Source organism: Pseudomonas sp. AC172 (genome assembly GCF_979258595.1).
In genome coordinates, this window is sequence record NZ_OZ409868.1 from 1,616,500 (window position 1) to 1,640,151 (window position 23,652).

At 61.5% G+C, this 23,652-nt stretch carries 20 protein-coding genes and 2 pseudogenes; 18 read left to right on the forward strand and 4 right to left on the reverse strand.

What is annotated here, in order from left to right:
* Positions 1-164: 164 nt before the first annotated feature.
* The 10 genes and pseudogenes from ACZ0A4_RS07315 to ACZ0A4_RS07360 form a co-directional block, all read left to right on the forward strand.
* Positions 165-1,052 carry a Dyp-type peroxidase gene (locus tag ACZ0A4_RS07315; protein WP_463573832.1) on the forward strand — a complete coding sequence of 296 codons (888 nt, stop codon included), beginning with the start codon at positions 165-167 and terminating at the stop codon, positions 1,050-1,052.
* A gap of 10 nt (positions 1,053-1,062) precedes the next feature.
* Entirely contained in the window at positions 1,063-2,031 is a 969-nt protein-coding gene (locus ACZ0A4_RS07320) for a Gfo/Idh/MocA family protein (protein WP_463573833.1), read from the forward strand.
* A 222-nt stretch (positions 2,032-2,253) separates the two neighbouring features.
* A complete protein-coding gene (locus tag ACZ0A4_RS07325) occupies positions 2,254-3,006 on the forward strand; it encodes a GntR family transcriptional regulator (RefSeq protein WP_038368826.1) in 753 nt (250 codons plus the stop codon).
* A complete protein-coding gene (locus tag ACZ0A4_RS07330; RefSeq protein ID WP_463573835.1) occupies positions 3,003-4,733 on the forward strand; it encodes a fumarate reductase/succinate dehydrogenase flavoprotein subunit in 1,731 nt (576 codons plus the stop codon). The genes ACZ0A4_RS07325 and ACZ0A4_RS07330 overlap by 4 nt, the downstream gene beginning before the upstream one ends.
* Before the next feature lie 28 nt (positions 4,734-4,761).
* A complete protein-coding gene (locus tag ACZ0A4_RS07335; protein WP_003225615.1) occupies positions 4,762-5,007 on the forward strand; it encodes a 4Fe-4S dicluster domain-containing protein in 246 nt (81 codons plus the stop codon).
* Between the two features lie 276 nt (positions 5,008-5,283).
* The gene (locus ACZ0A4_RS07340) at positions 5,284-6,708 is read left to right on the forward strand and encodes an ABC transporter substrate-binding protein (protein WP_463573836.1); all 1,425 of its coding nucleotides are present in this window, start codon (positions 5,284-5,286) and stop codon (positions 6,706-6,708) included.
* 251 nt (positions 6,709-6,959) lie between these two features.
* Positions 6,960-7,742, forward strand: coding sequence for an ABC transporter permease (locus tag ACZ0A4_RS07345; RefSeq protein WP_463573838.1), 783 nt, complete (start codon positions 6,960-6,962; stop codon positions 7,740-7,742).
* On the forward strand, positions 7,742-8,590 hold the full coding sequence (locus ACZ0A4_RS07350; protein ID WP_463573840.1) for an ABC transporter ATP-binding protein: 849 nt from the start codon (positions 7,742-7,744) through the stop codon (positions 8,588-8,590). Before ACZ0A4_RS07345 ends, ACZ0A4_RS07350 begins: the two co-directional genes overlap by 1 nt.
* On the forward strand, positions 8,587-9,549 hold the full coding sequence (locus ACZ0A4_RS07355; protein WP_463573841.1) for a HEAT repeat domain-containing protein: 963 nt from the start codon (positions 8,587-8,589) through the stop codon (positions 9,547-9,549). The genes ACZ0A4_RS07350 and ACZ0A4_RS07355 overlap by 4 nt, the downstream gene beginning before the upstream one ends.
* Positions 9,546-9,818, forward strand: a pseudogene (locus tag ACZ0A4_RS07360) (DUF971 domain-containing protein); the annotation flags it as partial. The gene ACZ0A4_RS07355 and the pseudogene ACZ0A4_RS07360, both read left to right, overlap by 4 nt.
* 128 nt (positions 9,819-9,946) lie before the next feature.
* On the opposite strand, the gene ACZ0A4_RS07365 reads toward ACZ0A4_RS07360, so the two are convergent.
* The 3 genes from ACZ0A4_RS07365 to ACZ0A4_RS07375 form a co-directional block, all read right to left on the reverse strand.
* On the reverse strand, positions 9,947-11,605 hold the full coding sequence (locus ACZ0A4_RS07365) for a phosphoethanolamine transferase (RefSeq protein WP_463573843.1): 1,659 nt from the start codon (positions 11,603-11,605) through the stop codon (positions 9,947-9,949).
* Between the two features lie 227 nt (positions 11,606-11,832).
* Positions 11,833-12,570 carry a TorF family putative porin gene (locus ACZ0A4_RS07370; protein WP_463573844.1) on the reverse strand — a complete coding sequence of 246 codons (738 nt, stop codon included), beginning with the start codon at positions 12,568-12,570 and terminating at the stop codon, positions 11,833-11,835.
* A 97-nt stretch (positions 12,571-12,667) separates the two neighbouring features.
* Positions 12,668-14,410, reverse strand: a complete 1,743-nt coding sequence (locus ACZ0A4_RS07375) for an amidohydrolase (RefSeq protein ID WP_463573846.1) — start codon at positions 14,408-14,410, stop codon at positions 12,668-12,670.
* Positions 14,411-14,513: 103 nt separating this feature from the next.
* On the opposite strand from ACZ0A4_RS07375, the gene ACZ0A4_RS07380 reads away from it, so the two are divergent.
* The 8 genes from ACZ0A4_RS07380 (at position 14,514) to ACZ0A4_RS07415 (ending at position 23,271) form a co-directional block, all read left to right on the forward strand.
* The gene (locus ACZ0A4_RS07380) at positions 14,514-15,431 is read left to right on the forward strand and encodes a LysR family transcriptional regulator (protein ID WP_457465670.1); all 918 of its coding nucleotides are present in this window, start codon (positions 14,514-14,516) and stop codon (positions 15,429-15,431) included.
* A gap of 89 nt (positions 15,432-15,520) precedes the next feature.
* A complete protein-coding gene (gene lexA / locus ACZ0A4_RS07385; RefSeq protein WP_463573847.1) occupies positions 15,521-16,138 on the forward strand; it encodes a transcriptional repressor LexA in 618 nt (205 codons plus the stop codon).
* Positions 16,138-16,755, forward strand: coding sequence for a translesion DNA synthesis-associated protein ImuA (gene imuA, locus ACZ0A4_RS07390; RefSeq protein WP_122600346.1), 618 nt, complete (start codon positions 16,138-16,140; stop codon positions 16,753-16,755). Before lexA ends, imuA begins: the two co-directional genes overlap by 1 nt.
* Positions 16,756-16,762: 7 nt before the next feature.
* The gene (locus ACZ0A4_RS07395; RefSeq protein WP_463573849.1) at positions 16,763-18,178 is read left to right on the forward strand and encodes a Y-family DNA polymerase; all 1,416 of its coding nucleotides are present in this window, start codon (positions 16,763-16,765) and stop codon (positions 18,176-18,178) included.
* The gene (locus ACZ0A4_RS07400; protein WP_463573851.1) at positions 18,175-21,252 is read left to right on the forward strand and encodes an error-prone DNA polymerase; all 3,078 of its coding nucleotides are present in this window, start codon (positions 18,175-18,177) and stop codon (positions 21,250-21,252) included. Before ACZ0A4_RS07395 ends, ACZ0A4_RS07400 begins: the two co-directional genes overlap by 4 nt.
* A gap of 275 nt (positions 21,253-21,527) precedes the next feature.
* Positions 21,528-22,214, forward strand: coding sequence for a CsgG/HfaB family protein (locus ACZ0A4_RS07405; protein ID WP_161986630.1), 687 nt, complete (start codon positions 21,528-21,530; stop codon positions 22,212-22,214).
* Positions 22,215-22,243: 29 nt separating this feature from the next.
* On the forward strand, positions 22,244-22,615 hold the full coding sequence (locus ACZ0A4_RS07410; protein ID WP_463573853.1) for a DUF4810 domain-containing protein: 372 nt from the start codon (positions 22,244-22,246) through the stop codon (positions 22,613-22,615).
* Positions 22,612-23,271, forward strand: a complete 660-nt coding sequence (locus ACZ0A4_RS07415) for a DUF799 domain-containing protein (protein WP_141130022.1) — start codon at positions 22,612-22,614, stop codon at positions 23,269-23,271. Before ACZ0A4_RS07410 ends, ACZ0A4_RS07415 begins: the two co-directional genes overlap by 4 nt.
* A gap of 127 nt (positions 23,272-23,398) precedes the next feature.
* On the opposite strand, the pseudogene ACZ0A4_RS07420 reads toward ACZ0A4_RS07415, so the two are convergent.
* Positions 23,399-23,641, reverse strand: a pseudogene (locus tag ACZ0A4_RS07420) (flavin reductase family protein); the annotation flags it as partial.
* Positions 23,642-23,652: the final 11 nt, after the last annotated feature.

Consider the following 23,652-nt stretch of genomic DNA (forward strand, 5'->3'; position numbering starts at 1 on the left):
TTCACCGATGCACGTCCAAGTCGGTGTAGATCTCCAATCTCCCCGAATCAGTTCCCTCTCCCCCCGGGAGAGGGCTAGGGTGAGGGTGCTTTTGACTTCCATCCAAACCCCCACAAACCCTCCGGCCACAGGTAAACTCCCGCGCACTTTCCCAAGGAGTTCACATGAGTTACTACCAGCCGGGCATTCTCGCCACCCCAGTTCCTGCGCAAGCACGTCACCTGTTTTTCGCCTTTGAGTCGGTTGAAGCGCTACCGCAGGCGATCGACAACCTGATGAATCAGGTGGACGGCAAGTCGGCGGTGGTCGGTTTCGGCGAATCCTTGGCCAAGGCCCTCAACGTGCAGATCGACGGCCTGCGCAGCTTCCCGGCCATGAGCGGTGTTGGCGTCGAAAACCCGTCGACCCAGCACGCCCTGTGGGTCTGGCTGCACGGCGTCGACCGTGGTGAACTGCTCAACCGCTGCAACGCCCTCGAAGCCGCACTGGCCCCGGCCCTGCGCCTGGTAGAGATGCAGGAAGCCTTCCGCCACAAGGACGGCCACGACCTGACCGGCTACGAAGACGGCACCGAGAACCCGCACGACGAAGCTGCCATCGCTGCCGCCCTGCAAAGCGCAGGCACTGACGGCATGGTCGGCGGCAGCTTCGCCGCGATCCAGCAGTGGCAGCACGACCTCAAGGGTTTCCACAAACTCTCGGCCGACGACAAAGACAACATCATGGGCCGTCGCCTCAGCGACAACGAAGAGATCGACGATGCCCCGGTTTCCGCCCACGTCAAACGCACTGCGCAGGAAAGCTTTGCGCCGGAAGCGTTCGTCGTGCGCCGCTCGATGCCGTGGATCGAAGGTGATCGCGCCGGCCTGATGTTCCTCGCTTTCGGTTTCTCGCTGGATGCCTTCGAAGCGCAACTGCGGCGCATGAGCGGTCTGGAAGACGGCATCACCGACGGTTTGTATCGCATCAGCCGGCCGATCACTGGCGGCTACTACTGGTGCCCGCCATTGAAGGACGGTCACCTCGATCTGCGCGCCTTGCGCATCGGCTGAAGGAAGAAGAATGAACGTGGTGCGCTGGGGCATGATCGGTTGTGGCAGCGTCACTGAACGCAAGAGCGGGCCGGCCTTCTACAAGGCGCCCGGTTCGGCGTTGGTGGCGGTGATGGGCCGACGTCTTGAGGCGGTGACCGACTACGCCGCGCGCCACGGCATTGACCGCGTCTACACCGACGTCGATGCACTGATCAACGATCCCGAGGTGGACGCGGTGTACATCGCCACGCCACCCGACAGCCATCACGCCTACAGCCTGAAAGTCGCCGCCGCCGGCAAACATTGCTGCGTCGAAAAACCCATGGCGCTGAATGCCGGGCAAAGCCGCGAGATGCAGCAGGCGTTTGCCGACGCCGGTTTGCACTTATTCGTTTCTTACTACCGCCGCTCTTTGCCGCGCTTTGCGCAGGTGCGGCAATGGTTGCAGGAGGGGCGCATCGGTGATGTCCGGCATTTGAGCTGGACCCTGACCAAAGCGCCGTCAGCGGCGGATCTGGACGGCAGCAATAACTGGCGCACCGATCCGGCGGTGGCCGGTGGCGGCTACTTTGCCGACCTTGCCAGCCATGGTTTCGACCTGTTCCAGTACCTGCTCGGCGACATTGTCGAGGTCGCCGGTTTTACCGCACGTCAGGCCGGGTTGTATGCGGCGGAAGATGCCGTCAGCGCCAGTTGGCGGTTCGCCTCCGGGGCGCTCGGCATGGGTTGCTGGAGCTTTGTCGCGGATCGGCGTGAGGATCGGGTCGAGATCATTGGCAGCCTCGGGCGGATCGGCTTTTCGGTGTTTGATGAGCATCCCGTGCAATTGCATGCCGATGAAATCATCAGCCTGGAAATCCCCCATCATGAACATATTCAGTGGCATCACGTGCTGGGCATGAATGCGCACATTCGTGGTGGTTCAGAACATCCCGCCGTCGCCGAACAAGCCCTCAAGACCGACTGGGTCATGGACCAGATCCTCAAACGCCACTGATCCTCCATGTGTACACCGTCCCCTGTGGGAGCTGGCTTGCCAGCGATAGCGGTGGTTCAAATAGCCAATCAGTTGGCTGACAGGACGCCATCGCTGGCAAGCCAGCTCCCACAGTGAATCGCGTGTGTCCTGCATCTAAGGTTATGCCCATTCGGTATTTCTCAACCTTGTCATAACAACTCTAAGATCACGTCATAACTCGTTATAACAAGTGATCCCGTGATGACCGATAACGTTCTGTCCCTCAGCAGCGTCCCGCTGCACACCCAACTGCGCGACGTCCTGCGTGCGCGCATTCTGGACGGTGAATACCCGCAAGACAGCCAGATGCCCTCCGAAAGCGAACTCGGTGCGCTGTTCAAAGTCAGCCGCATTACCGTGCGCCAGGCGCTCGGCGATCTTCAGAAGGAAGGGCTGATCTTCAAGATCCACGGCAAAGGTACCTTCGTCGCCAAGCCGAAAACCTTTCAAAACGTCAGCAGCCTGCAAGGCCTCGCCGAGTCCATGACCGGCCGTGGCTACGAGGTGATCAACCGCCTGCGCAGTTTCAAATTCATCCCGGCCGACAAGCGCGTCGCCGAACGTTTGCAGGTCGCCGAGGGCGAAACCGTGGCGCAGATCAAACGCGTGCGGCTGATCAACCGTGAGCCGATCTCGCTGGAAATTACCTACCTGCCCAAAGCCGTCGGCGAGCGCCTGGAGAAGGCCGATCTGGTCACCCGCGACATCTTCCTGATCCTCGAAAACGACTGCGGCATCGCCCTCGGCCACGCCGATCTGGCTATCGACGCAGTGCTCGCTGACAGCGACCTGACCCAAGCCCTCAACGTCGAGGCCGGCTCGCCGATCATGCGCATCGAGCGTCTGACCCATGACGCGCAAGGCCAGCCGCTGGACTTCGAACACCTTTACTACCGTGGCGATGCGTTCCAGTACCGCCTGCGGATCGACCGGCAAAAAGGGGAGCAGGCATGACCCGCAACGTGCTCGAACAGGAATACGACATCGTCGTCATCGGCGGCGGCACCGCCGGCCCGATGGCCGCAATCAAGGCCAAGGAAAACAACCGTGACTTGCGTGTGTTGCTGGTCGACAAGGCCAACGTCAAACGCAGCGGCGCGATCAGCATGGGCATGGACGGCCTGAACAACGCGATCATCCCCGGCCACTCGACACCGGAGCAGTACACCAAGGAAATCACCATCGCCAACGACGGCATCGTCAATCAGGCCGCCGTTTACGCCTACGCAACGCACAGCTTCGAAACCATCGAACAGCTCGACCGCTGGGGCGTGAAGTTCGAGAAGGACGAGACCGGCGATTACGCAGTGAAAAAAGTCCACCACATGGGCGCCTACGTGCTGCCGATGCCGGAAGGGCACGACATCAAAAAAGTCCTCTACCGGCAGTTGAAACGCGCACGGGTGAACATCACCAACCGCCTCGTCTGCACGCGGTTGCTGACCGACGAGGAGGGCACCGTCAATGGTGTGATGGGGTTCGATTGCCGCACCGCTGATTTCCACGTGATCAAGGCCAAAGCGGTGATCCTTGCGTGCGGTGCTGCCGGACGCCTCGGTTTGCCATCGTCGGGATACCTGATGGGCACTTATGAGAACCCGACCAACGCCGGCGACGGCTACGCGATGGCCTATCACGCCGGCGCTGAACTGGCCAACCTCGAATGCTTCCAGATCAACCCGCTGATTAAGGATTACAATGGCCCGGCCTGCGCTTACGTCACCGGCCCGCTGGGCGGCTACACCGCCAACAACAAAGGCGAACGCTTCATCGAGTGCGACTACTGGAGCGGGCAGATGATGTGGGAATTCCACCAGGAACTGGAAAGCGGCAACGGCCCGGTGTTCCTCAAACTTGATCATCTGGCCGAAGAAACCATCCAGAACATCGAGGAAATCCTCCACAGCAACGAGCGCCCGAGTCGCGGCCAGTTCCACGCCAATCGCGGCACCGACTACCGCACGCAGATGGTCGAAATGCACATCTCCGAAATCGGTTTTTGCAGCGGTCACTCGGCGTCTGGCGTGTGGGTCAACGAACGCGCCGAGACTTCGGTGAAAGGCCTGTACTCGGCGGGCGACATGGCTGCCGTACCGCATAACTACATGCTTGGCGCGTTCACCTATGGCTGGTTCGCCGGGCACAACGCGGCGGACTTTGTCGCCGGACGCGAGTTCACCGAGCTGGATGTCGAGCAGGTCGAAAAGGAAAAAGCCCGGGTCTACGCACCGCTGGATCGCGAACACGGCCTGCCGCCAGCGCAGGTCGAATACAAGCTGCGACGCTTCGTCAACGATTACCTGCAACCGCCGAAAGTCACCAAGAAAATGCAGATCGGCCTGCAACGCTTCAGCGACATCGAACGCGATCTCGAGCAGATGAAGGCCAACAACGCCCACGAACTGATGCGCGCGATGGAAACCAGCGTGATTCGCGACTGCGCCGAAATGGCCGCCCGCGCCTCGTTGTTCCGCGCCGAAAGCCGCTGGGGCCTGTACCACTATCGCGTCGATCACCCGCAACGCAACGACAGCGAGTGGTTCTGCCATTGCCATCTGAAGAAGGGCGATGACGGCCAGATGACCAGTTTCAAGAAAGCCGTCGAGCCCTACATCATCCCGCTCGATGCCGAGGAAATGCAGGCCTACGACCGTTTGCGGGTCGGCGCTTTCGCCGCTTGATACATCAATGAATCAAAGAGTCCAAACCATGGCCTATCAAGCTCAGGAAATCTTCTTCCGCTCCAACGCCCCCGTCACCGTGGACGAGGACAAATGCATCGCCGAAAAGGGCTGCACCGTGTGTGTCGACGTTTGCCCGATGGACTTGCTGGCGATCAACCCGGCGACGCAGAAGGCCTATATGGCGTTCGATGAGTGCTGGTACTGCATGCCGTGCGAGAAGGATTGCCCGACGGGTGCCGTCAAGGTCGACATCCCCTATCTACTTCGTTGACCCCAAATCCACTGTGGGAGCGAGACTGCTCGCGAATGCGGTGATCCAACCAGCACATCGACACCTGACACACCGCTTTCGCGAGCAAGCTCGCTCCCACAGTGGATCGAGTTACTGCACAAATTGAATACGCCAGAAATCCTGTGGGAGCGAGCTTGCTCGCGAAGAGGTCCGCCCAGACAACCCAAAGCCATCCGGAAACCCCGGACGCTGGATTTACCGAAAACCCCTCGTTTCCCACCGCGCCCTGATCGCGGCGGAGACGAACTCAAATAAATGATTCGAGGGGAAACACTCATGTTGCGTGCAGCAATCGCCGGTCTGGTACTGGCTTCGTTCACTTTGTCGGCCTCGGCCGAAACCATCCGCATCGCCATCGGCACCCAGGACACCACTATCAACTGCGCCGCTGGCGGACTGTTGATTCGTGAACTCGGCTTGCTCGACAAATACCTGCCACACGACGGCGCTTACAAAGACGCCAAGTACGACGTGCAGTGGAAGAACTTCACCAGTGGTGCACCGCTGACCAACGAGATGGTCGCCGGCAAACTCGACTTCGGCGCCATGGCCGATTTCCCAGGTGCGTTCAACGGTGTTGCGTTCGAAACCGCCGGCAAGCACAGCCTGTTCATCAGCGTGTTGTCGGGGAGTATCAAGGGCAGCGGCAACGGCATCGTTGTGCCGAGCGCGTCGGGCGTGCAGGCGCTTAGCGAACTCAAAGGCAAGACCATTTCCGTGCCGTTCGCCTCCACGGCCCACGGCATGTTGCTCCGTGCCGTGGCGGCGCAGGGCTGGGATCCGCTCAAGGATGTCAACATCATCGCCCAGCCGCCGGAAGTCGCCGGCTCCGCGTTGCAGGCCGGCAAGATCGACGCCCACGCCGATTTCGTGCCGTTCGCCGAACTGTTCCCGAGCCGAGGCTTCGCGCGCAAGATCTACGACGGTGCCCAGGCCAATGCGCCGACGTTCCATGGTGCACTGGTGGATCAGGCCTATGCGAAGAAGTACCCGGAGATTGTTGTCGCTTATCTGCGAGCGAGTATCGAGGCCAATCAACTGCTCGCCGCCGAGCCTGAGAAGTACAGCGAGCTGATCGCCAAAGTCACGGGTGTCGATGCCGAGGTGAATTATCTGTTCCACGGCCCGCTTGGCGTGCAGACCCGCGACCTGAGCTGGAAGCCTGAATATCGTCAGGCAGTCGGCACGGCTATCGATACGTTGAAGTTGCTGAAGAAGGCTGACCGCGGGCTCGATCTGAATACGTTTATTGACGATCAATACATTCGTGCGGCGTTCAAGGCGTCAGGTCTGGATTACACCGCTCAACTGGCCAACTACGCGCAGACGCCGCTAAAAGCCACGGATGCCGCGACCGGTAAAGCGATCACCGACTTCAGCCATGTCGCCGAGATCTGGGTGCGCGGTGAGGACAAGGTGCGCCAATACGCCTCGGCGGAAGAGGCCTTCACCGCGCTCGCCGCGTTGAAGCAGGAAGGCAAAAACGTCCGTGCGGTGTATGCGCAGGCCAGTGACAGCGGGATCAAGTTGCTCGCCGAACAGGCGTGGTTTGCCAGTGATGCCAAGGGCCGCCTGAGCGCCTTTCTGCTCAAAGGCCAGGCCCAGCAATACGCCTTGGCCCAGGGCGGCAAGGTCCTCGATTTCACCGATGCCACTACCCAAGCCGTCGCTGCCCGTTGATGAAGATCAAAAGCCCCTCACCCTAGCCCTCTCCCTGAGGGAGAGGGGACTGATTGAGGTGTTTGGGCGAGGTACGTCGACTTGAAATACCGAGTTGAACTCGGGTTCTGAAAAGACTCTATCCAGCCGAACTCAAGTTTTGAAAAGCACGAAGATCGGCTCCCTTTCCCCTTCGCCCCCCTGGGGGAGAGGGCTGGGGTGAGGGGGTAAATATGAGCCACACCACAGTTCCACAACCGGAAACCCGCTCCATGAAAACACCCACCCTACGCTGGACATCCAGAGCCGCTTCACTGCTGCTCTGCCTGCTGTTCTGGCAACTCGCCGCCAGCCACCACTGGAACCTCGGCCTGGTCACCTTCGCCAACGTGCCAACCCCGTTGGCCGTGATCGAAGCCGCACTCGGTTTGGGCGACTCCGGCAAGCTCTTGCAACACCTGACCGCCAGCCTCAGCCGCGTCTTCGCCGGCTACCTCGCGGCGCTGCTGATCGGCATCGCCCTGGGTTTGGCCATCGGGCGCTCGAAACGGGCAGAAGACCTGCTGCTGCCACCGCTGGAAGTTCTGCGCCCGATCCCCGCCGTCGCATGGATCCCGCTGGCGATCCTGATGTTCCCATCCTCCGAGCTGTCGATGATCTTCATCACCTTCACCGGCGCGCTGTTCCCGATCCTGCTCAACACCGTGCACGGCGTCGAAGGCGTCGACCCGCGCCTGATCGCCTCAGCGAAAAGCCTCGGGGCAGGGCGCCGCGCGATCCTGCTGGAAGTGATCCTGCCCGGCGCAGCGCCAAGCATCATTACCGGTCTTGCCATCGGCATGGGCACCTCGTGGTTCTGTCTGGTCACAGCGGAAATGATCTCCGGCCAGTTCGGCATCGGTTACTACACCTGGGAGTCCTACACGATTCAGAACTATGCCGACATCGTCGTCGGCATGCTGCTGATCGGTGTGTTGGGCATGGGCAGCAGTCTGCTGATCAAACGCCTCGGCGGGTTGTTCACGCCCTGGCATCGACCGCGAGGAAAAGCCTGATGAGCGTGATGCAAACCCCGGAAGGGCGGATCGACATCCGCCAACTGTCCATCGTCCTCGGCGCAGGGCGGGAAGCGTTCGAAGCCGTGCGCGAACTCGATTGCCAGATCGAACCGGGCCAGTTCGTCTGCATTCTTGGTCCGTCCGGTTGCGGCAAATCGACCTTGCTCGGCGCCTTGGCCGGGCATCTGAGTGCGCATGCCGGCAGTCTGAAAGTCGATGGCGCTGCGGTGTCTGGCCCGTCACCGCAGCGCGGCATGGTGTTCCAGCACCACACGCTGTTCCCGTGGCGCACGGTGCGTGACAACGTTGCGTTCGGCCTGAAGATGCGTGGCATCGGCAAGGTTGAGCGCCACCGCGCCGCTGACGAGATTCTCCAACTGGTCGGCCTCGAAGGTTTCGCCGAACGCTGGCCCGATCAGCTTTCCGGTGGCATGCAGCAACGCGTCGAGATCGCCCGAGTGTTGGTCAACCGTCCGCGCCTTCTGCTGATGGACGAACCGTTCGGCGCGCTGGATGCGCTCACCCGTTTGAACATGCAGGAACTGCTGCTGGACATCTGGACGCGCATCCGCACCACCGTGGTCTTCGTCACCCACGACATTGACGAGGCACTGTTTCTCGCTGACCGCCTGCTGGTGATGAGCGCACGGCCGGGGCGCATCATCGAGGACCTGCGCCTCGACTTCGCCCGGCCACGCACCAGTGAGCTGGTCACCAGCCCTGAGTTCTCGCGCCTCAAGCGCCACTGCCTCGACCTGTTGCGTCACGACGATGACCGACCGCTGCCGCGCCTCAATCCGCTCGGTCTGCCTCCCGAAAACCCTTTGCCGCGATTTGCCCTATGACCTCTATTTTTGCTGTGACCGATAACCAGGACATCCTTGCCCTGCAACCGCGCCTGACTGCTGAAGATGCGGGTGTGCGGCGTATTGCGCTGATTGATCTGGCGGATCTGGAAGAGCCTGATGGCTTGCTTTGGCTGGTCGATCGCCTCGGCCAGGATCCCGCTGAAGACGTCCGAGCTGAAGCCGCGCGTTTGCTGGAGGCCTGGGAGGATGAAGACGTTGTGCAAGCCTTGTGCGAGGCGCTGACCGATTCGTCGCCTGCCGTGCAATCCGCTGCTGCGCAGAGCTTGAGTCTGCTCAAGACTGAAGCGGCGGGGCAGGTGATTTTGCCGTGGACCGATCACGCTGACGTCAGCGTGCGCATCGCCGCGTTTCGCGCCTTGCGTGAACTGCGTTTCGCCGACGCCGCACCGGCTGCGGTTTCTGCGTTGAACGATACCGACGCCAGTGTGCGCCGCGAAGCCGTCGGTGTGCTCGGCTGGCTCAAACAACTCGACGCACTGCCAGCCCTGGCACGATTGGCCAGCGACGATCCGGACACCGAAGTACGCCGCGCCGCCACCGGGGCGTTGGGACTGGCCTCCAGCGCCGAAGTTCTCCCAGCCCTACGCCAGGCCTTGCAGGACAACGCCTGGCAAGTGCGCGAAGAAGCCGCGACGACGTTGGGCAAGGTCGGCCACATTGACGCGGGCCCGGCGCTGGTTGAAGCCTTGAGCGACGACTATTGGCAAGTGCGCCTGCGCGCCACCCGCAGTCTCGGCCGTTTGCAATTTGCCCCGGCACTGGACGCGCTGATCGACACCCTCGCTCATCGCATCAGCAACCTGCGCAAGGAAGCCGCGCTGGCTTTGGGCGAGTTGAATGATCGCGGCGCTGTGGCCGCGTTGCAGGCCGCGCAGGACGACGGCGACCCGGAAGTGCGCAAAGCCGTGCGCATTGCCTTGAGTCAGCTGCAATGAACCCGCTGTCGGTGGGTAATTCGCAGAGCGAAGGCACTCTGCGTTTGAACTGGCCGGACGGCCGCGAACAACAGCTCAACCACGCCGAACTGCGCCGCCAGTGCCCGTGCTCGCAATGCCGCGCGTTTCGCATGAAAGGTCTGACGCCCATGGTTGATGAACGCGTGCGCCTGATCGAACTCAACCCCCAGGGCTATGGCGTGCAACTGGTGTTCAGCGACGGCCACCAGCGCGGCATTTACCCGTGGGCCTATCTGGCAAACCTCACCCCTGAGAGCACCATTTACCCTGTGGGAGCTGGCTTGCCAGCGATGGCGGCTTGTCAGTCAACACAGACACCGGATGTGCCGGCCTCATCGCTGGCAAGCCAGCTCCCACAGGGATCTTCAGTGTCTGGTTATTTCGTGGCAGTCATCGGAGGCCGGCACCCATGAAAAATATCCAGCCCCGGCTGATACACCGACGTCCTCACCTCAAACAACCCCAGCACCGAATGAAACAGGTTGTCGTGGCTCAGATCCGCCTGCCCGGTCTTGCCTTGCAGGCAACCGCGATCAATCCCCTCACTGGCGAGCGTGCCAGTGCCAAACCACATCACCATCGGCACATGCGTCTGTGCTTCCGGCGCCAGCGCATACGGCGCCGCATGCAGATACAGGCCGTTCTCGCCCAGTGACTCGCCATGATCGGAGACATACACCATCGAGGTATCCAGCGAATCCTGATTGCGTTCGAGCAGTTCGATGACCTTGGCGAGGAAATGGTCGGTGTAGAGAATCGTGTTGTCGTACACGTTCACCAGTTCATCGCGGCTGCAACTGCCCAGTTGATTGGTGTGGCAGATCGGTTTGAAGCGCTCCATGTCGCTCGGGTAGCGCTCGTAGTACTCGGGGCCGTGGCTGCCGTCGGCGTGCAAAACGATGATCGCGTGGCCTTTGAGGCTGTCGATGTAGCTTTGCAGATCTTGCAGCAGCGCCTCGTCGAGGCAGTTGTTGCCATCGCAGAACGGCCCCGGCTGATTCTTCGAAATGTCGCGATGCGGTACGCGCAGGCAGGTGCCTTTGCAGTCGCTGTTGTTGTCCAGCCACAGCACCTGCACGCCGGCGCGCTGAAGGATGTCGAGCAGGCCTTCGTAGGTTTTGCCTTTCTTGTCGCTGTAATCCTCACGCGGGAACATCGAGAACATGCACGGCACCGACACCGCCGTCGATGTGCCGCAGGAGTGCACCTGGGTGAAATTGAGGATATCGAGTTTGCGCAGTTCGGGATTGGTCTCGCGCGCATAGCCGTTCAGCGAAAAGTGATCGGCGCGGGCGGTTTCACCGACCACAAACACCATCAGTGATTTCTTCTCGCGGCTGGCGGCCTTGGCGCTCATCACCGCGTCTTCGCCGATGGCCTGCACCACAAAGTGCTTTTTGATGCCCAGGCGTTGCTTGGCGTACTTGCTGATCGCGTAGATGTAATTGGTCGGGTTGATGAAGTGGGTGAGCTTGTCTTCTTCGCGAAAGATCGGCGCGTAGGTCGAATAGAACGCGCCCACCGATGCGGCGATCACCAGCACACAGGCGATGATCACCAACATCTTGTTGAGCAGACCACGAAAGAACGGCCGATAACTCACCGGCCAACGCCAGATCAACGCCGCCGGCAACACACCGAGCAACAGCAGGTAAGCCAGCAGCTTGCCGTTGAACAGCGCGGTGGCTTCGGCGGGGTTGGTTTCGAAGACGTTCTGAATCATCACCGTGTCGATGGTGATGCCGTATTCGTTCATGAAATACGCGGCGCACGCCGAGAGCAGGGCGACCACGGTGAGCACCGGTTTCAGTGTCCAGCGAAACGACACCACGGTCAGCAGCAGGGTGATCGCCGCCCACAAAAACAGCCCGAACGAAGCAAAGAACGCCATTTTGTGCGCGCCTTGCAGGGTGATCAAAGTACCCAGCGCCTTCCAGGTCGCCAGGTTGTACAACGCCACCAGTGCCAGGGAAAACAGCAGGACCAGTCGAGTCGGCGTGATGGACGGTAAACGCAGTCCGTTGCCCAAAGCCATGTCAAACATTCCTCTACATGAATGAAAACCGCGCGGTTGCGCGTGTAACTGTAGAAGAACATTAGTAAAAAATTCGTAAACATCCTGTAACAACTACCTGCTGGCTCACCCCAATCAAAACTGTGGGAGCGAGCCTGCTCGCGAAGGCGATGTGTCAGTCAAGATTGATGGCGACTGTTCCACCGCTTTCGCGAGCAGGCTCGCTCCCACAGGTGAACGGCGTTTTTTCAGAAAGATTTGCTGACGCTGGCCACGACTGTCGCGGTGCAGACGTCCTTGAAGCCCCAATTGCTCAAACACTGGCTCTGCGACAGATCGGTGTCGATATAGCTCAACCCCAACACCACGCCGGCGAGATTGTGGGTGAGTTTGACTTCCCACTCCCGATAACTGTCCTCAGCCTGCCCGGACGCCGAGTACAAATGCGGATCCTTGAAATCCATATTGCCGTAACGCAGCTTCAACCCCGAGTCGTACGGCAATTCAGTTTCATAGCCGATGTAGCTGTACAGCGAACTCTGCTTGCTATCGATCCCCGGCGCATCGCTGGAGTAATACGCCGCCAGTTTCACCCCATAAACCCCGAGAATCCCGTAGACCTCGCTCTGGTTGAACTGGCTTTCCTTGGGATAGGCGTACTTGATATAGCCCAGATCGAGGCTGATCTCGTCGGTCGCCTGCCACAGCCAGCCGCCGTAGTAATCGACTTCCTGACGGGTGTTCAGGCCGCCGCCAAAATCGACGTTGGAACTCCATGCGCCAAGGTACAGACCGCTGCTGTGCGCGAGGGTCAGGCCGGCCTGCACGGCAGGGTCGTTTTGCGTTTGCGAGATGCCGCGAGTGCGGTAGTCGCTGGCTAAAGTGAGATCCACCACCAGCGCAAAGTCATCGTTCAAGGGGATCGCAAAGCTGCTCAAGGGCAGCACGCTCAAGAAACTCAGGGCGAACAGGGGCAAGGCTTTCATGTGAAGTCCCGATGTTGTGATTATTTTTGGGCAGTACGAAAACTGTGGAGGGAATGCCATATCGGCCACCCACACAAACCCTGTGGGAGGGTTGTTGTTATTTTGTGGCGGTGTAGACCTGACGGCCGCCGAACCAGGTTTGCAGCACTTTGGTGTCATGCAGGGCTTTGTTGCCGACGCTGAACACGTCGCGGTCGAGCACGATAAAGTCCGCCTGCTTGCCCGGTGTCAGCGAGCCGATGTGCTTCTCCAGGCCAATCGTCCGTGCGGCGTTGACGGTGTAGGCATAGAACATCGTGTCGCGGTCCAGACGCTCATCGGCATTGAGCACACCCAACGGGCCGACACGAGTGATCGCCTGCGCCATGGCATTGAACGGGTTCGGCGAAGACACCGGCCAGTCGCTGGCGCCGGCAATCGTTGCGCCTTGTTTGAGCAATGAATGCGCCGGGTACTGATAGCGGAAGGCGAGGGCGCTGACGTACGGCTTGATCATGTCGGTGGTGTAATCATCGGCGCTGGCCCACAGCAGTTGCATTGAGGCGATGACATTGAGCGGTTTGAAGCGGGCGAACTCTTTCGGGTTGACCATTTGCAGGTGAGTGATCGAATGGGTCACACCGCTCTGCCGATCCTTGCGTGCCTGAGCGATGCCGTTCAGCGACTCACGCACGGCGCGGTCGCCTATCGCATGGATGTGTACCAGCCAGCCGCGCTGATCGATGGCGCTGACCAGTTCGCCGAAATGCTGCGGATCGATCAGCAGTTCGCCCTGTTTGTGCGAGTTGCTGTACGGATCGATCATCGCCGCACTCTGTGCCGGGAACTCGATCACGCCGTCGGCGAAGATCTTGATCCCGGGCAAGGTCAGATTGGGGATGCCCTGAAATTGCTGGCGCACCTTGTCCAGCGTGTCGAGGTCGGCGGGCACGCTTTTCGGGTTGGCCACCAGCAGCGCCGCGACGTGCACGCTCATGTCGCCGCTTTCCGAGAGGGCTTTATAGGCCGGCAGCACGCCGACGGTTTTCTCGGTCGGTTTGAGCGCGAACACCGCTTCGCCCGGCGCGGCGTTGGCGGCTGGATCCATCCATGCGGTGATGCCGAGGCTGTTGTTGTAGCGCACCGCTGATTTTGCCGCGTTCAACATGTCGGCGGGGCTCGGTACCGGCATTTTCGAGGCGACCCGGTCCCAACCGGCGTCGACCACAAAGCCGTTCGGCTCGCCGCTCGCCAGTTTGCCGATGGTGTCTTTTTCCGCATCGGGCAGGGTTTTCAGCAGGGCCGCGTCAATCCCGGCGCGCTTGAGCATGACGTTGTTGGCCCACGCCGTGTGGTGGTCGCTGCCGATGAACACCACCGGCACATTGGCCCATTCGCCGCTGTTGAAGGTGGTGCCCAAGGCCTCGGCCTGCGCCCAATAAGCCGAACTCATGCCGGCAATGCTCAGCACGTCGCCATGTTTGGCCTTGCCGTCTGCACGCCAGTCGCGCAGGCGCTTTTGCAGTTCGTCGAGGCCGACGACTTCGTCTTCCATGTTCGCCGAGACCATTTCCAGACCGCCGAAAATCGCGTGGGAATGGCTGTCGATCAGGCCGGGCATCAGCGCTTTGCCCTTGAGGTCGATGACTTGGGTGCCGGGTTCGATCAAGGCTTTGATCTGTGCGTCGGTGCCGACTTTCAGCACTTTGCCGTTCTCCACGGCCAGCGCTTGCACCTTCGGTTGTGCGCGGTCAGCAGTGAAAATCTTGCCGTTGAGCAGGGTTAGATCGGCGGCGGCCATGGCTTCCATTGAGGCAAAACTTACAGCGACTACCAACAGACTCGGGATGAATCTTTTCATTGAAGATTTCCTTGTTATTGCGTCTGATGGCGAGATTAGTGGCTGACACCGGCCGACAGAACGCCTCCCTCACGAAAAACATTTTTGCCTGAATGGAAAAAGCATGGACAAGTTGGGTGCATTGAAAATGTTCGTGGTCACCGCGCAGCTCGGCAGTTTCAGCCGCGCCGCCGAGCAATTGGGCAAGACCCCGTCGGCGCTGACCAAAGCGGTCAATCACCTGGAATCGGAGCTGGGCGCACGGCTGTTCGAGCGCAGCACGCGGCGGATTCTGTTGACCGAAATCGGCCGGGTGTACCTGGAAACCGCGCGGTTGGTGTTGCAGCGGCTGGACGAGGCCAGCGAGGAAATCGAGCAGTTGCAGCACGGCTTGCGCGGCAGCCTGAAAATCACTGCACCGCTGGCGTATGGGCGGGCGTTTCTCGATGAGGTGTGTGACGGCTTTTTACAGCAATACCCGCAGATCAGCCTGCAAGTGGACCTGTGCGATGCCTTCGTCAATCTGCTGGAAAGTGGCTACGACTTGGCGCTGCGCGAGGGCCACGATGATTTGCCGGGGCTGATTGCGCGGGTGGTTGGCAGTAATCGTCTGGCGTTGTGCGGCAGCCCGGAATATCTGGCGCGCAAGGGCTTGCCGGTGAATCCGCAGACCCTTGAACAGCATGAATGGCTGCTTTATCAACACCCGTTGCTCAGCCGCGAATTCTGGTGGGCCGAGCGCGATGGGCAGCGTTTGAGTCTGGCGCAACCTACGGCGCCGTTGTTGCGCAGTGACAATTATGATTTGTTGCTGGCCAGTGCCTTGGCCGGGCGCGGTTTGCTGCACACGCCGCTGTGGAGTGCCGCGCCTTACATTGCCGACGGGCGACTGGTGCGGGTCATGGCGGATTACGAGATCGATCCGGATACCTTTGGCCCGCACATTCTGGCGGTGTATCCGAGTCATCGCCGGGCCACGGCCAAGGTTGTTGCCTTCATCGATTACATCGCCGAATTCCTCGCCGAACGCGGCCTTGGCTAACTTGATCGTTCCCACGCGGAGCGTGGGATCGATCAAGTTAGGGTGGGCCGACCTGCGGCGCTTGTCAGGAAAATCCTACAGGAGTACAAATGTACTCCATGACGAACCTGACTCCCCGCCGTACCGCCATCCTGACCTTTATCCGCGATCGCATCGCCGAACACGGTCAGCCCCCAAGCCTCGCTGAAATCAGCGAGGCTTTTGGTTTTGCCTCGCGCAGCGTGGCGCGCAAGCACGTGCTCGCGCTCACTGAAGCCGGTTTTATCGAGGTCAACCCGCACCAGGCCCGCGGCATTCGTCTGCTCGGGCAAGCGCCGCGTCCGGAGTTGCTCGACATCCCCGTGCTTGGCCGCGTGGCTGCCGGTGCGCCGATTGGCGCCGATGCCGACATCCATAGCCGCTTGATGCTCGACCCGGCGCTGTTCTCCCGCACGCCCGATTACATGCTGCGGGTGCAGGGCGATTCGATGATCGAGGACGGCATTCTCGACGGCGATCTGGTCGGCGTGCGGCGCAATCCCGAGGCGCTCAACGGCCAGATCGTCGTGGCGCGGCTCGACGGTGAAGTCACCATCAAACGCTTCGAACGGCTCGGCGATGAAGTGCGGCTGTTGCCGCGCAACCCGGCGTATCGGCCGATTGTCGTGCGCGATGATCAGGACCTGGCCATCGAAGGCGTGTTCTGTGGTCTGGTGAGGCAAGGCTGATGGGCGCCGTCGTTGCGTTGGATACGCTGTTCAATGGCGGCCAGGTCTGGAAGGGCCGGCCTGCGCCACCCGCTGCCAGTCCGCAACCGACCGGCCATGCAGCGCTGGACGCGGCACTGCCCAGCGGTGGCTGGCCGGAAGCCGCATTGAGCGAAATCCTGTTGGCCGGCCCCGGTGTCGGCGAGCTGCAACTGGTCTGGCCGACGCTGGCGCGGTTGTCGGCGGCGGGCGAGCGCATCGTGCTGGTGGCGCCGCCGTTCGTGCCGTACCCGCAGGCGTGGGCAAACGCCGGGGTCGATCTGCGCCAGTTGTCGGTGATCCAGGCCAGTGAGCGCGATGCCTTGTGGGCGGCCGAACAGTGCCTGCGTTCGGGCAGTTGCGGCGCGGTGCTGTGCTGGCCGCACAAGGCTGATGACCGCGCGTTGCGCCGTTTGCAGGTGGCGGCCGAAACCGGTCAGACCCTGGCGTTTGCATGGCGCCCGTTGAGCGAGGCGGTCAACCCGTCGCCAGCCGCATTGCGCATTGCCATCGACGCCAAACCTGCACAACTGCGCGTCCTCAAGTGCCGTGGCGGATTGGCGCGTACGGCACCGATTGCCTTCGCCGTGGGGCACTGAGGTCGCCATGCGCTGGGTCTGTATTCTTTTTCCGCAATTGGCCCTCGACGCCGTGCAGCGTCAGCGCCCCGATCCCGATGAGCCGTTGGTGCTGCTCAACGGCCCGGCCCAGCGCCGGGTGCTGCAAGCGGTCAACCCGGCGGCGCGCAAACTCGGTTTGCGTGCCGGCCAGTCGATGACTGCTGCGCAGGCGATGAGCAAAGGGTTTGCCACTGCGGATTACGAGGTGGCTGAGGTCGAGCACTGGCAGCAATTTCTCGCTGCGTGGGCCTACCGTTTCAGCGCGCAGGTCAGCGTGCATTACCCGCGCACCGTAGTGTTCGAGATCGAATCGAGCCTGGGCCTGTTCGGCTCCTGGGCGCAGTTCGAAGCACGACTGCGCAAGGAACTGACCGATCTGGGCTTTCGCCATCGCATCGTTGCCGCACCGAATCCGGTGGCGGCGCGGGTACTGGCCAATGCTTACGACGGGCTGGTGGTGCCGGACGGCGAGGCCTTGCAGCATCACCTTGGCCAGTTGCCCGTCGATCGCGTCGGTCTGGAACCGGCGGTGGCCACGGCGTTGTCGCGCATGGGCCTGCGCAATCTCAGTCAGGTGCAGAGCCTGCCACGTCAGGCGCTGGCCCGGCGCTTCGAAGCGCAGATGCTCAAACACCTCGACACTCTGTTCGGTGCGCGGCCATTGGCGCTTGAGTTTTACTTGCCGCCGGATCGTTTCGATGTGCGTATCGAACTGAATTTCGACGTGCAATCGCATCAGGCCTTGTTGTTCCCGTTACGGCGTTTGACCGGCGATCTGTCGGCGTTCCTCTGCGGGCGTGACAGCGGCGTGCAGCGTTTCGACCTGCATCTGGAACACGCCGGGTTGCCGGACAGTGTGATCAAGGTTGGCCTGCTCAGCGCCGAACGTGATCCGGCGATGCTCTTCGAACTGGCGCGCGGACGCCTGGAGCAAGTGCAGGTGGAGGCGCCCGTGCGCGGCTTTCGTCTGCGCGCCGAGGACCTGCCGAGTTTCGTCCCGCAGTTTCAGGAACTGTTCGATGATCGTCCGCAACAGACCTTGCCGTGGGAGCAATTGCGCGAACGCCTACGCGCTCGCTTGGGTGATGACGCCGTGCAGGGGCTGCGCTTTCAGGCCGATCACCGCCCGGAGTGCGCGTGGCAGCACGGCGTCGACAAACAGCGCTGCGCAGGCTTGCCGAGCGTGCACCGTCCGGGCTGGTTGCTTGGCGAGCCGCAAAGCGTGGCAGAAGGTTCGGCGCGGATTCTCATGGGCCCGGAACGTATCGAATCGGGCTGGTGGGACGGTGACGATGTGCGCCGCGATTATTACCTGATCCAGAACCGCGCCGGCCAACAGGGCTGGGCTTATCGCGCGGTGGGTGAGGGCGGTCCGTTGTGGCTGCAGGGCTGGTTTGCATGAGTGACGGTTATGCCGAACTGCACTGCCTGTCGAACTTCAGTTTCCAGCGCGGTGCGTCCAGTGCGCTGGAACTGTTTCAGCGCGCAAAAAAACACGGCTATCAGGCACTGGCGATCACCGATGAATGCACACTGGCCGGGATCGTCCGCGCCTGGCAAGCGGCGAAATCCGTTGAGCTGCCGCTGATAATCGGCAGTGAAATTCGTATCGAAAACGGCCCGAAACTGGTGCTGCTGGTGGAGAACCTGGCGGGCTATCAGGCCTTGTGTGGTTTGATCACCCGCGCCCGACGGCGCACGCAGAAGGGCCAGTATCAGGTGCTGCGCGAAGACTTCGCCGGGTCGTTGCCGGGATTACTGGTGTTGTGGGTGCCGGACTCGCTTGATCAGGTGGAAGAGGGCCGTTGGCTGCAGCAGACCTTCGGCGAACGCCTGTGGCTAGCGGTACAGTTGCATCGCGGTCAAGACGATCAGCAACGGCTGGCGAGCTTGTTGAGTCTGGCCGCCGAGTTGCAGATTCCGCCGGTAGCCAGCGGCGATGTGCACATGCACGCCCGTGGCCGGCGCGCCTTGCAGGACACCATGACGGCGATCCGTCATCACGTGCCGGTGGCCGAGGCCGGGTTGCGTTTGCACCCCAATGGCGAGCGGCATTTGCGCAGCGTTGAGGTGTTGCGTGAGTTGTATCCGCAGACCTTGCTCGACGAATCGGTGAAGCTGGCCCGGCGCTGCACGTTCGATCTGGGCGAGTTGCGTTATCAGTATCCAAAAGAACTGGTGCCTGAGGGGCACAGCGCCAGTTCCTGGTTGCGCCATCTGACTGAACAAGGCATTGCCTGGCGCTGGCCCAAAGGCCCGCAAGCCAAAGTGCTCAAACAGATCGACGATGAATTGCAGCTGATCGCCGAACTCGGCTACGAAAGCTACTTCCTCACTGTGCACGATGTGGTGCGCTTCGCCCGCGAGCAGCAGATTCTCTGTCAGGGTCGTGGCTCGGCGGCCAACTCGGCGGTGTGTTTTGCCTTGGGCATCACCGAGATCGACCCGGATCGCACCACGCTGCTGTTCGAGCGCTTTATGTCCAAGGAGCGTAACGAGCCGCCGGACATCGACGTCGATTTCGAGCATGAACGCCGCGAGGAAGTCCTGCAATACGTGTTCCGCCGTTACGGCCGTGGTCGCGCGGCGTTGACGGCGGTGGTCAGCACCTACCACGCCGCTGGTGCAGTACGCGATGTGGCCAAGGCCTTGGGCCTGCCGCCGGATCAGGTCAATGCACTGGCCGATTGCTGCGGCCACTGGAGCGATGAAACGCCGCCGCTCGAGCGTTTGCTCGAAGGTGGTTTCGACCCGGACAGCCCGGTGCTGCGCCGGGTCTTGAGCCTGACCGGGCAACTGATCGGTTTCCCCCGGCACCTGTCGCAGCATCCCGGCGGCTTCGTGATTTCCGAGCAACCGCTGGACACGCTGGTGCCGGTCGAGAACGCGGCGATGGCCGAGCGCACGATCATCCAGTGGGACAAGGACGACCTCGATGCGGTCGGCCTGCTCAAGGTGGATATCCTCGCCCTCGGCATGCTCAGCGCAATTCGCCGTTGCTTCGACTTGCTGCGTCGTCACCGCAATCTGGATCTGAGCCTGGCGAATATTCCGGCCGAAGACAAACCGACCTACGAGATGATCAGCCGCGCCGACACCATTGGCGTGTTCCAGATCGAGTCCCGCGCACAGATGTCGATGCTGCCGCGTCTGAAACCGGCGAAGTTCTACGACCTGGTGATCGAAGTGGCCATCGTCCGCCCGGGGCCGATTCAGGGCGGGATGGTGCATCCGTACCTGCGCCGCCGGAACAAGGAGGAAGAGGAGACCTATCCGTCACCGGAACTGGAAGTGGTGCTCAAACGCACCCTCGGCGTGCCGCTGTTTCAGGAACAGGTGATGCAGATCGCCATCGTCGCCGCCGATTACAGCCCCGGCGAGGCCGACCAGTTGCGCCGCTCCATGGCGGCGTGGAAACGCCACGGCGGACTGGAACCGCACAAGGAACGCCTCGCCGCCGGCATGAAAAAGAACGGCTACACGCCGGAGTTCGCCGCGCAGATTTTCGAGCAGATCAAAGGCTTCGGCAGCTACGGTTTCCCCGAATCCCACGCCGCCAGTTTTGCCTTGCTGACCTATGCCAGTTGCTGGCTCAAGTGCCACGAACCGGCGGCGTTCGCCTGCGCGTTGATCAATAGCTGGCCGATGGGCTTCTACAGCCCGGACCAGATTCTCCAGGACGCACGCCGGCATCAGTTGCAGATTCGCCCGGTCGACGTGCGCGCCAGTGACTGGGATTGCAGCCTGGAAACCACCACGGCTGCGCAACCGGCGATTCGTATGGGCCTGCGCATGATCAAGGGTTTTCGTGAGGACGATGCCCGGCGCATCGAAGCGGCGCGCGCGCGGGGGGCATTTGCCGATGTTGCCGACCTGGGCGAGCGGGCGGCGCTCGACAGTCGGGCGCAGGCATTACTGGCCGATTCCGGGGCGTTGCGCGGCTTGGCCGGGCATCGGCATCGGGCGCGCTGGGAAGTCGCCGGGGTGCAGAAACAGCTGGGCCTGTTTGCCGGGTTGCCGAGTCAGGAGGAGGCCGAGGTGGTGCTGCCCAAACCCAGTGTTGGCGAAGATCTTCACGCCGATTACAGCACCGTCGGTACCACGTTGGGGCCGCATCCGCTGGCGCTGTTGCGCGGTGAGCTCAAAGCCCGGCGTTGCCGCAGTTCGCAGGAGTTACTCGACGTCGAACACGGTCGGCCGGTGAGCGTCGCCGGGCTGGTGACGGGACGGCAACGACCGGGCACCGCCAGTGGTGTGACGTTTGTGACCCTGGAAGACGAGTTCGGCAACGTCAATGTGGTGGTCTGGCGCGATCTGGCCGAGCGTCAGCGGCAAGTGCTGGTCGGTTCGCAACTGCTCAAGGTCGATGGCCGCTGGGAGCGCGAAGGCGAAGTGCGTCACCTGATCGCCGGCCGCCTGAGCGACCTCAGCCCGCTGCTCAATGGCATCCGCGTGCAGAGCCGCGATTTCCACTGATTTCTTTCCCTCAAAAACAAACACCAAACCCTGTGGGAGCGAGCCTGCTCGCGAAAGCAATATTTCAGTCAGAGATGATTCGTCTGATACACCGCTTTCGCGAGCAGGCTCGCTCCCACAGTGGATTTGTGTACGGCCAATCCAAGCCAATTCACTGGCGTCAAAAAAACCTGTCCTCAATGATGGCACTTTGTCATAATGCCGCCCCTTTTCAGCTCCCGCCGCGCATCGCCGCGCCGGGACATCCCCGTTTTTCAAAGGAATACTCAGTGAGAATGATCTCCCGGATGCTGGTCTCAGGCGTCGCGATTGCTGTGCTCGGTACGATTGCCGGCACGCTCGCCGGTTGCGCCACTGAAAGCTCCCGTGCATTGCCGGTGGCCAAGGTTGAAAGCGCCACACAAGTCTGGACCGGCGTTCGCGTGCCAATGGCCGTGGGCAAGTTCGACAACCGCTCCAGCTACATGCGCGGGATCTTCTCCGACGGCGTCGACCGTCTCGGCGGTCAGGCCAAGACCATCCTGATCACCCACCTGCAGCAGACCAACCGCTTCAGCGTGCTGGATCGCGACAACATGGGCGAAATCCAGCAGGAAGCGGCAATCAAGGGCCAGGCCCAACGCTTGAAAGGCGCTGATTACGTGGTCACCGGTGACGTCACCGAGTTCGGCCGCAAAGAGACCGGCGATCACCAGTTGTTCGGCATTCTCGGCCGTGGCAAGACGCAGGTCGCCTACGCCAAGGTCAACCTGAACATCGTCAACATCAGCACCTCCGAAGTGGTGTATTCGACTCAGGGCGCCGGCGAATACGCCTTGTCCAACCGCGAAATCATCGGCTTCGGCGGCACCGCTGCCTACGACTCGACCCTCAACGGCAAAGTACTGGATCTGGCCATGCGCGAGGCGATCAATCGTCTGGTCGATGGCATGAACGCCGGTGCCTGGAAACCGGGCAACTGATCGACGCCCATTGCAAGGAGCAACACCCCATGACTTTGAATTTGTCGCGCTCGTTGATGGCGCTGACGCTGGCTGCCAGCGCCTTGCTGGCCGGTTGTGCTGCCGGCCCGCAAACCCTGTACCAATGGGAAGGCTACGAACCCCAGGTCTACGAATACTTCAAAGGCGAAGAGCCAAAAGAAGCCCAGGCTGAAGCGCTGGAACGCGACCTGCAGAAAATCCGCTCCACAGGCAAAGCCGTACCGCCGGGTTACCACGCGCACCTTGGCCTGCTCTATCTGAGCATGGGCAAGGACGACCAGATGGTGCAGCAGTTCAGAACCGAGAAAACCCTGTTCCCCGAGTCCGGCACGTACATGGATTTCCTGCTCAAGAACGCCAAGACCGGAGACGCGAAATGATCGCGCGCACCTTGAAACTGCTGGCCGCCGGTTTGGCCCTGACCGTGCTGGGTGGCTGCGTCGCGCCCAAGACCGTGGATTACTCGGCCTACAAACAAGCGCGGCCGAAAACCATTCTGGTGCTGCCACCGCTGAACACCTCGCCGGATGTGAAGGCGTCGTACAGTCTGCTGTCGCAGGTGACGTTCCCGCTGGCCGAGGCCGGTTACTACGTGCTGCCGATCGCGCTGGTTGACGAGACGTTCCGCCAGAACGGCCTGACCACCCCGGACGATATTCATCAGGCACCGCCGAGCAAACTGAAGGAAATCTTCGGCGCGGACGCGGCGCTGTACATCACCGTGACCGAATACGGCACGCGTTACATGGTGATCAGCAGCGAAACAGCAGTGACCGCAACGGCGAAACTGGTCGACCTGAAATCCGGCACCACGCTGTGGACCGGTTCGGCGCGGGCGTCGAGCGAGGAGGGCGGCAACAACGGTGGTGGCGGTCTGATCGGCATGCTGATCACAGCGGCGGTGAAGCAGGTGATCAACAGCGCCACCGATGCGGGCTACCCGATCGCCGGCGTGGCGAGCAATCGTCTGCTCTCGGCCGGACACCGGGCAGGCCTGCTGTACGGCCCACGCTCGCCGAAGTACGGCACTGACTAAGAAACGACATAAATCCCCGTGGGAGCGAGCCTGCTCGCGAAGGCGGTCTGTCATTCAAAGATTATTTGTCTGATATACCGCTTTCGCGAGCAGGCTCGCTCCCACAGGGGTAATGCGTTGCTCTGGGTTATTTGGCGGTTGGCCAAAACCGCTCGCCACCGCCCGGCGCTTCCGTCCACGCTTGCAACGAGCGGGTCGGCAGATCGAAGTAATCGCGGGTTCGCGCGTAACCATGGCCACCCATGCGTCCGATCGCATCCAGGACCAATTGATCGATGTACAGCGTCTTCGGATCAATCAACTCATCGCGCACATGCGCCATCAACACCTCGCCAAAAATGATCTCCCGTGACTGACCGATGTTCAGCGCCTCCGTCGGTA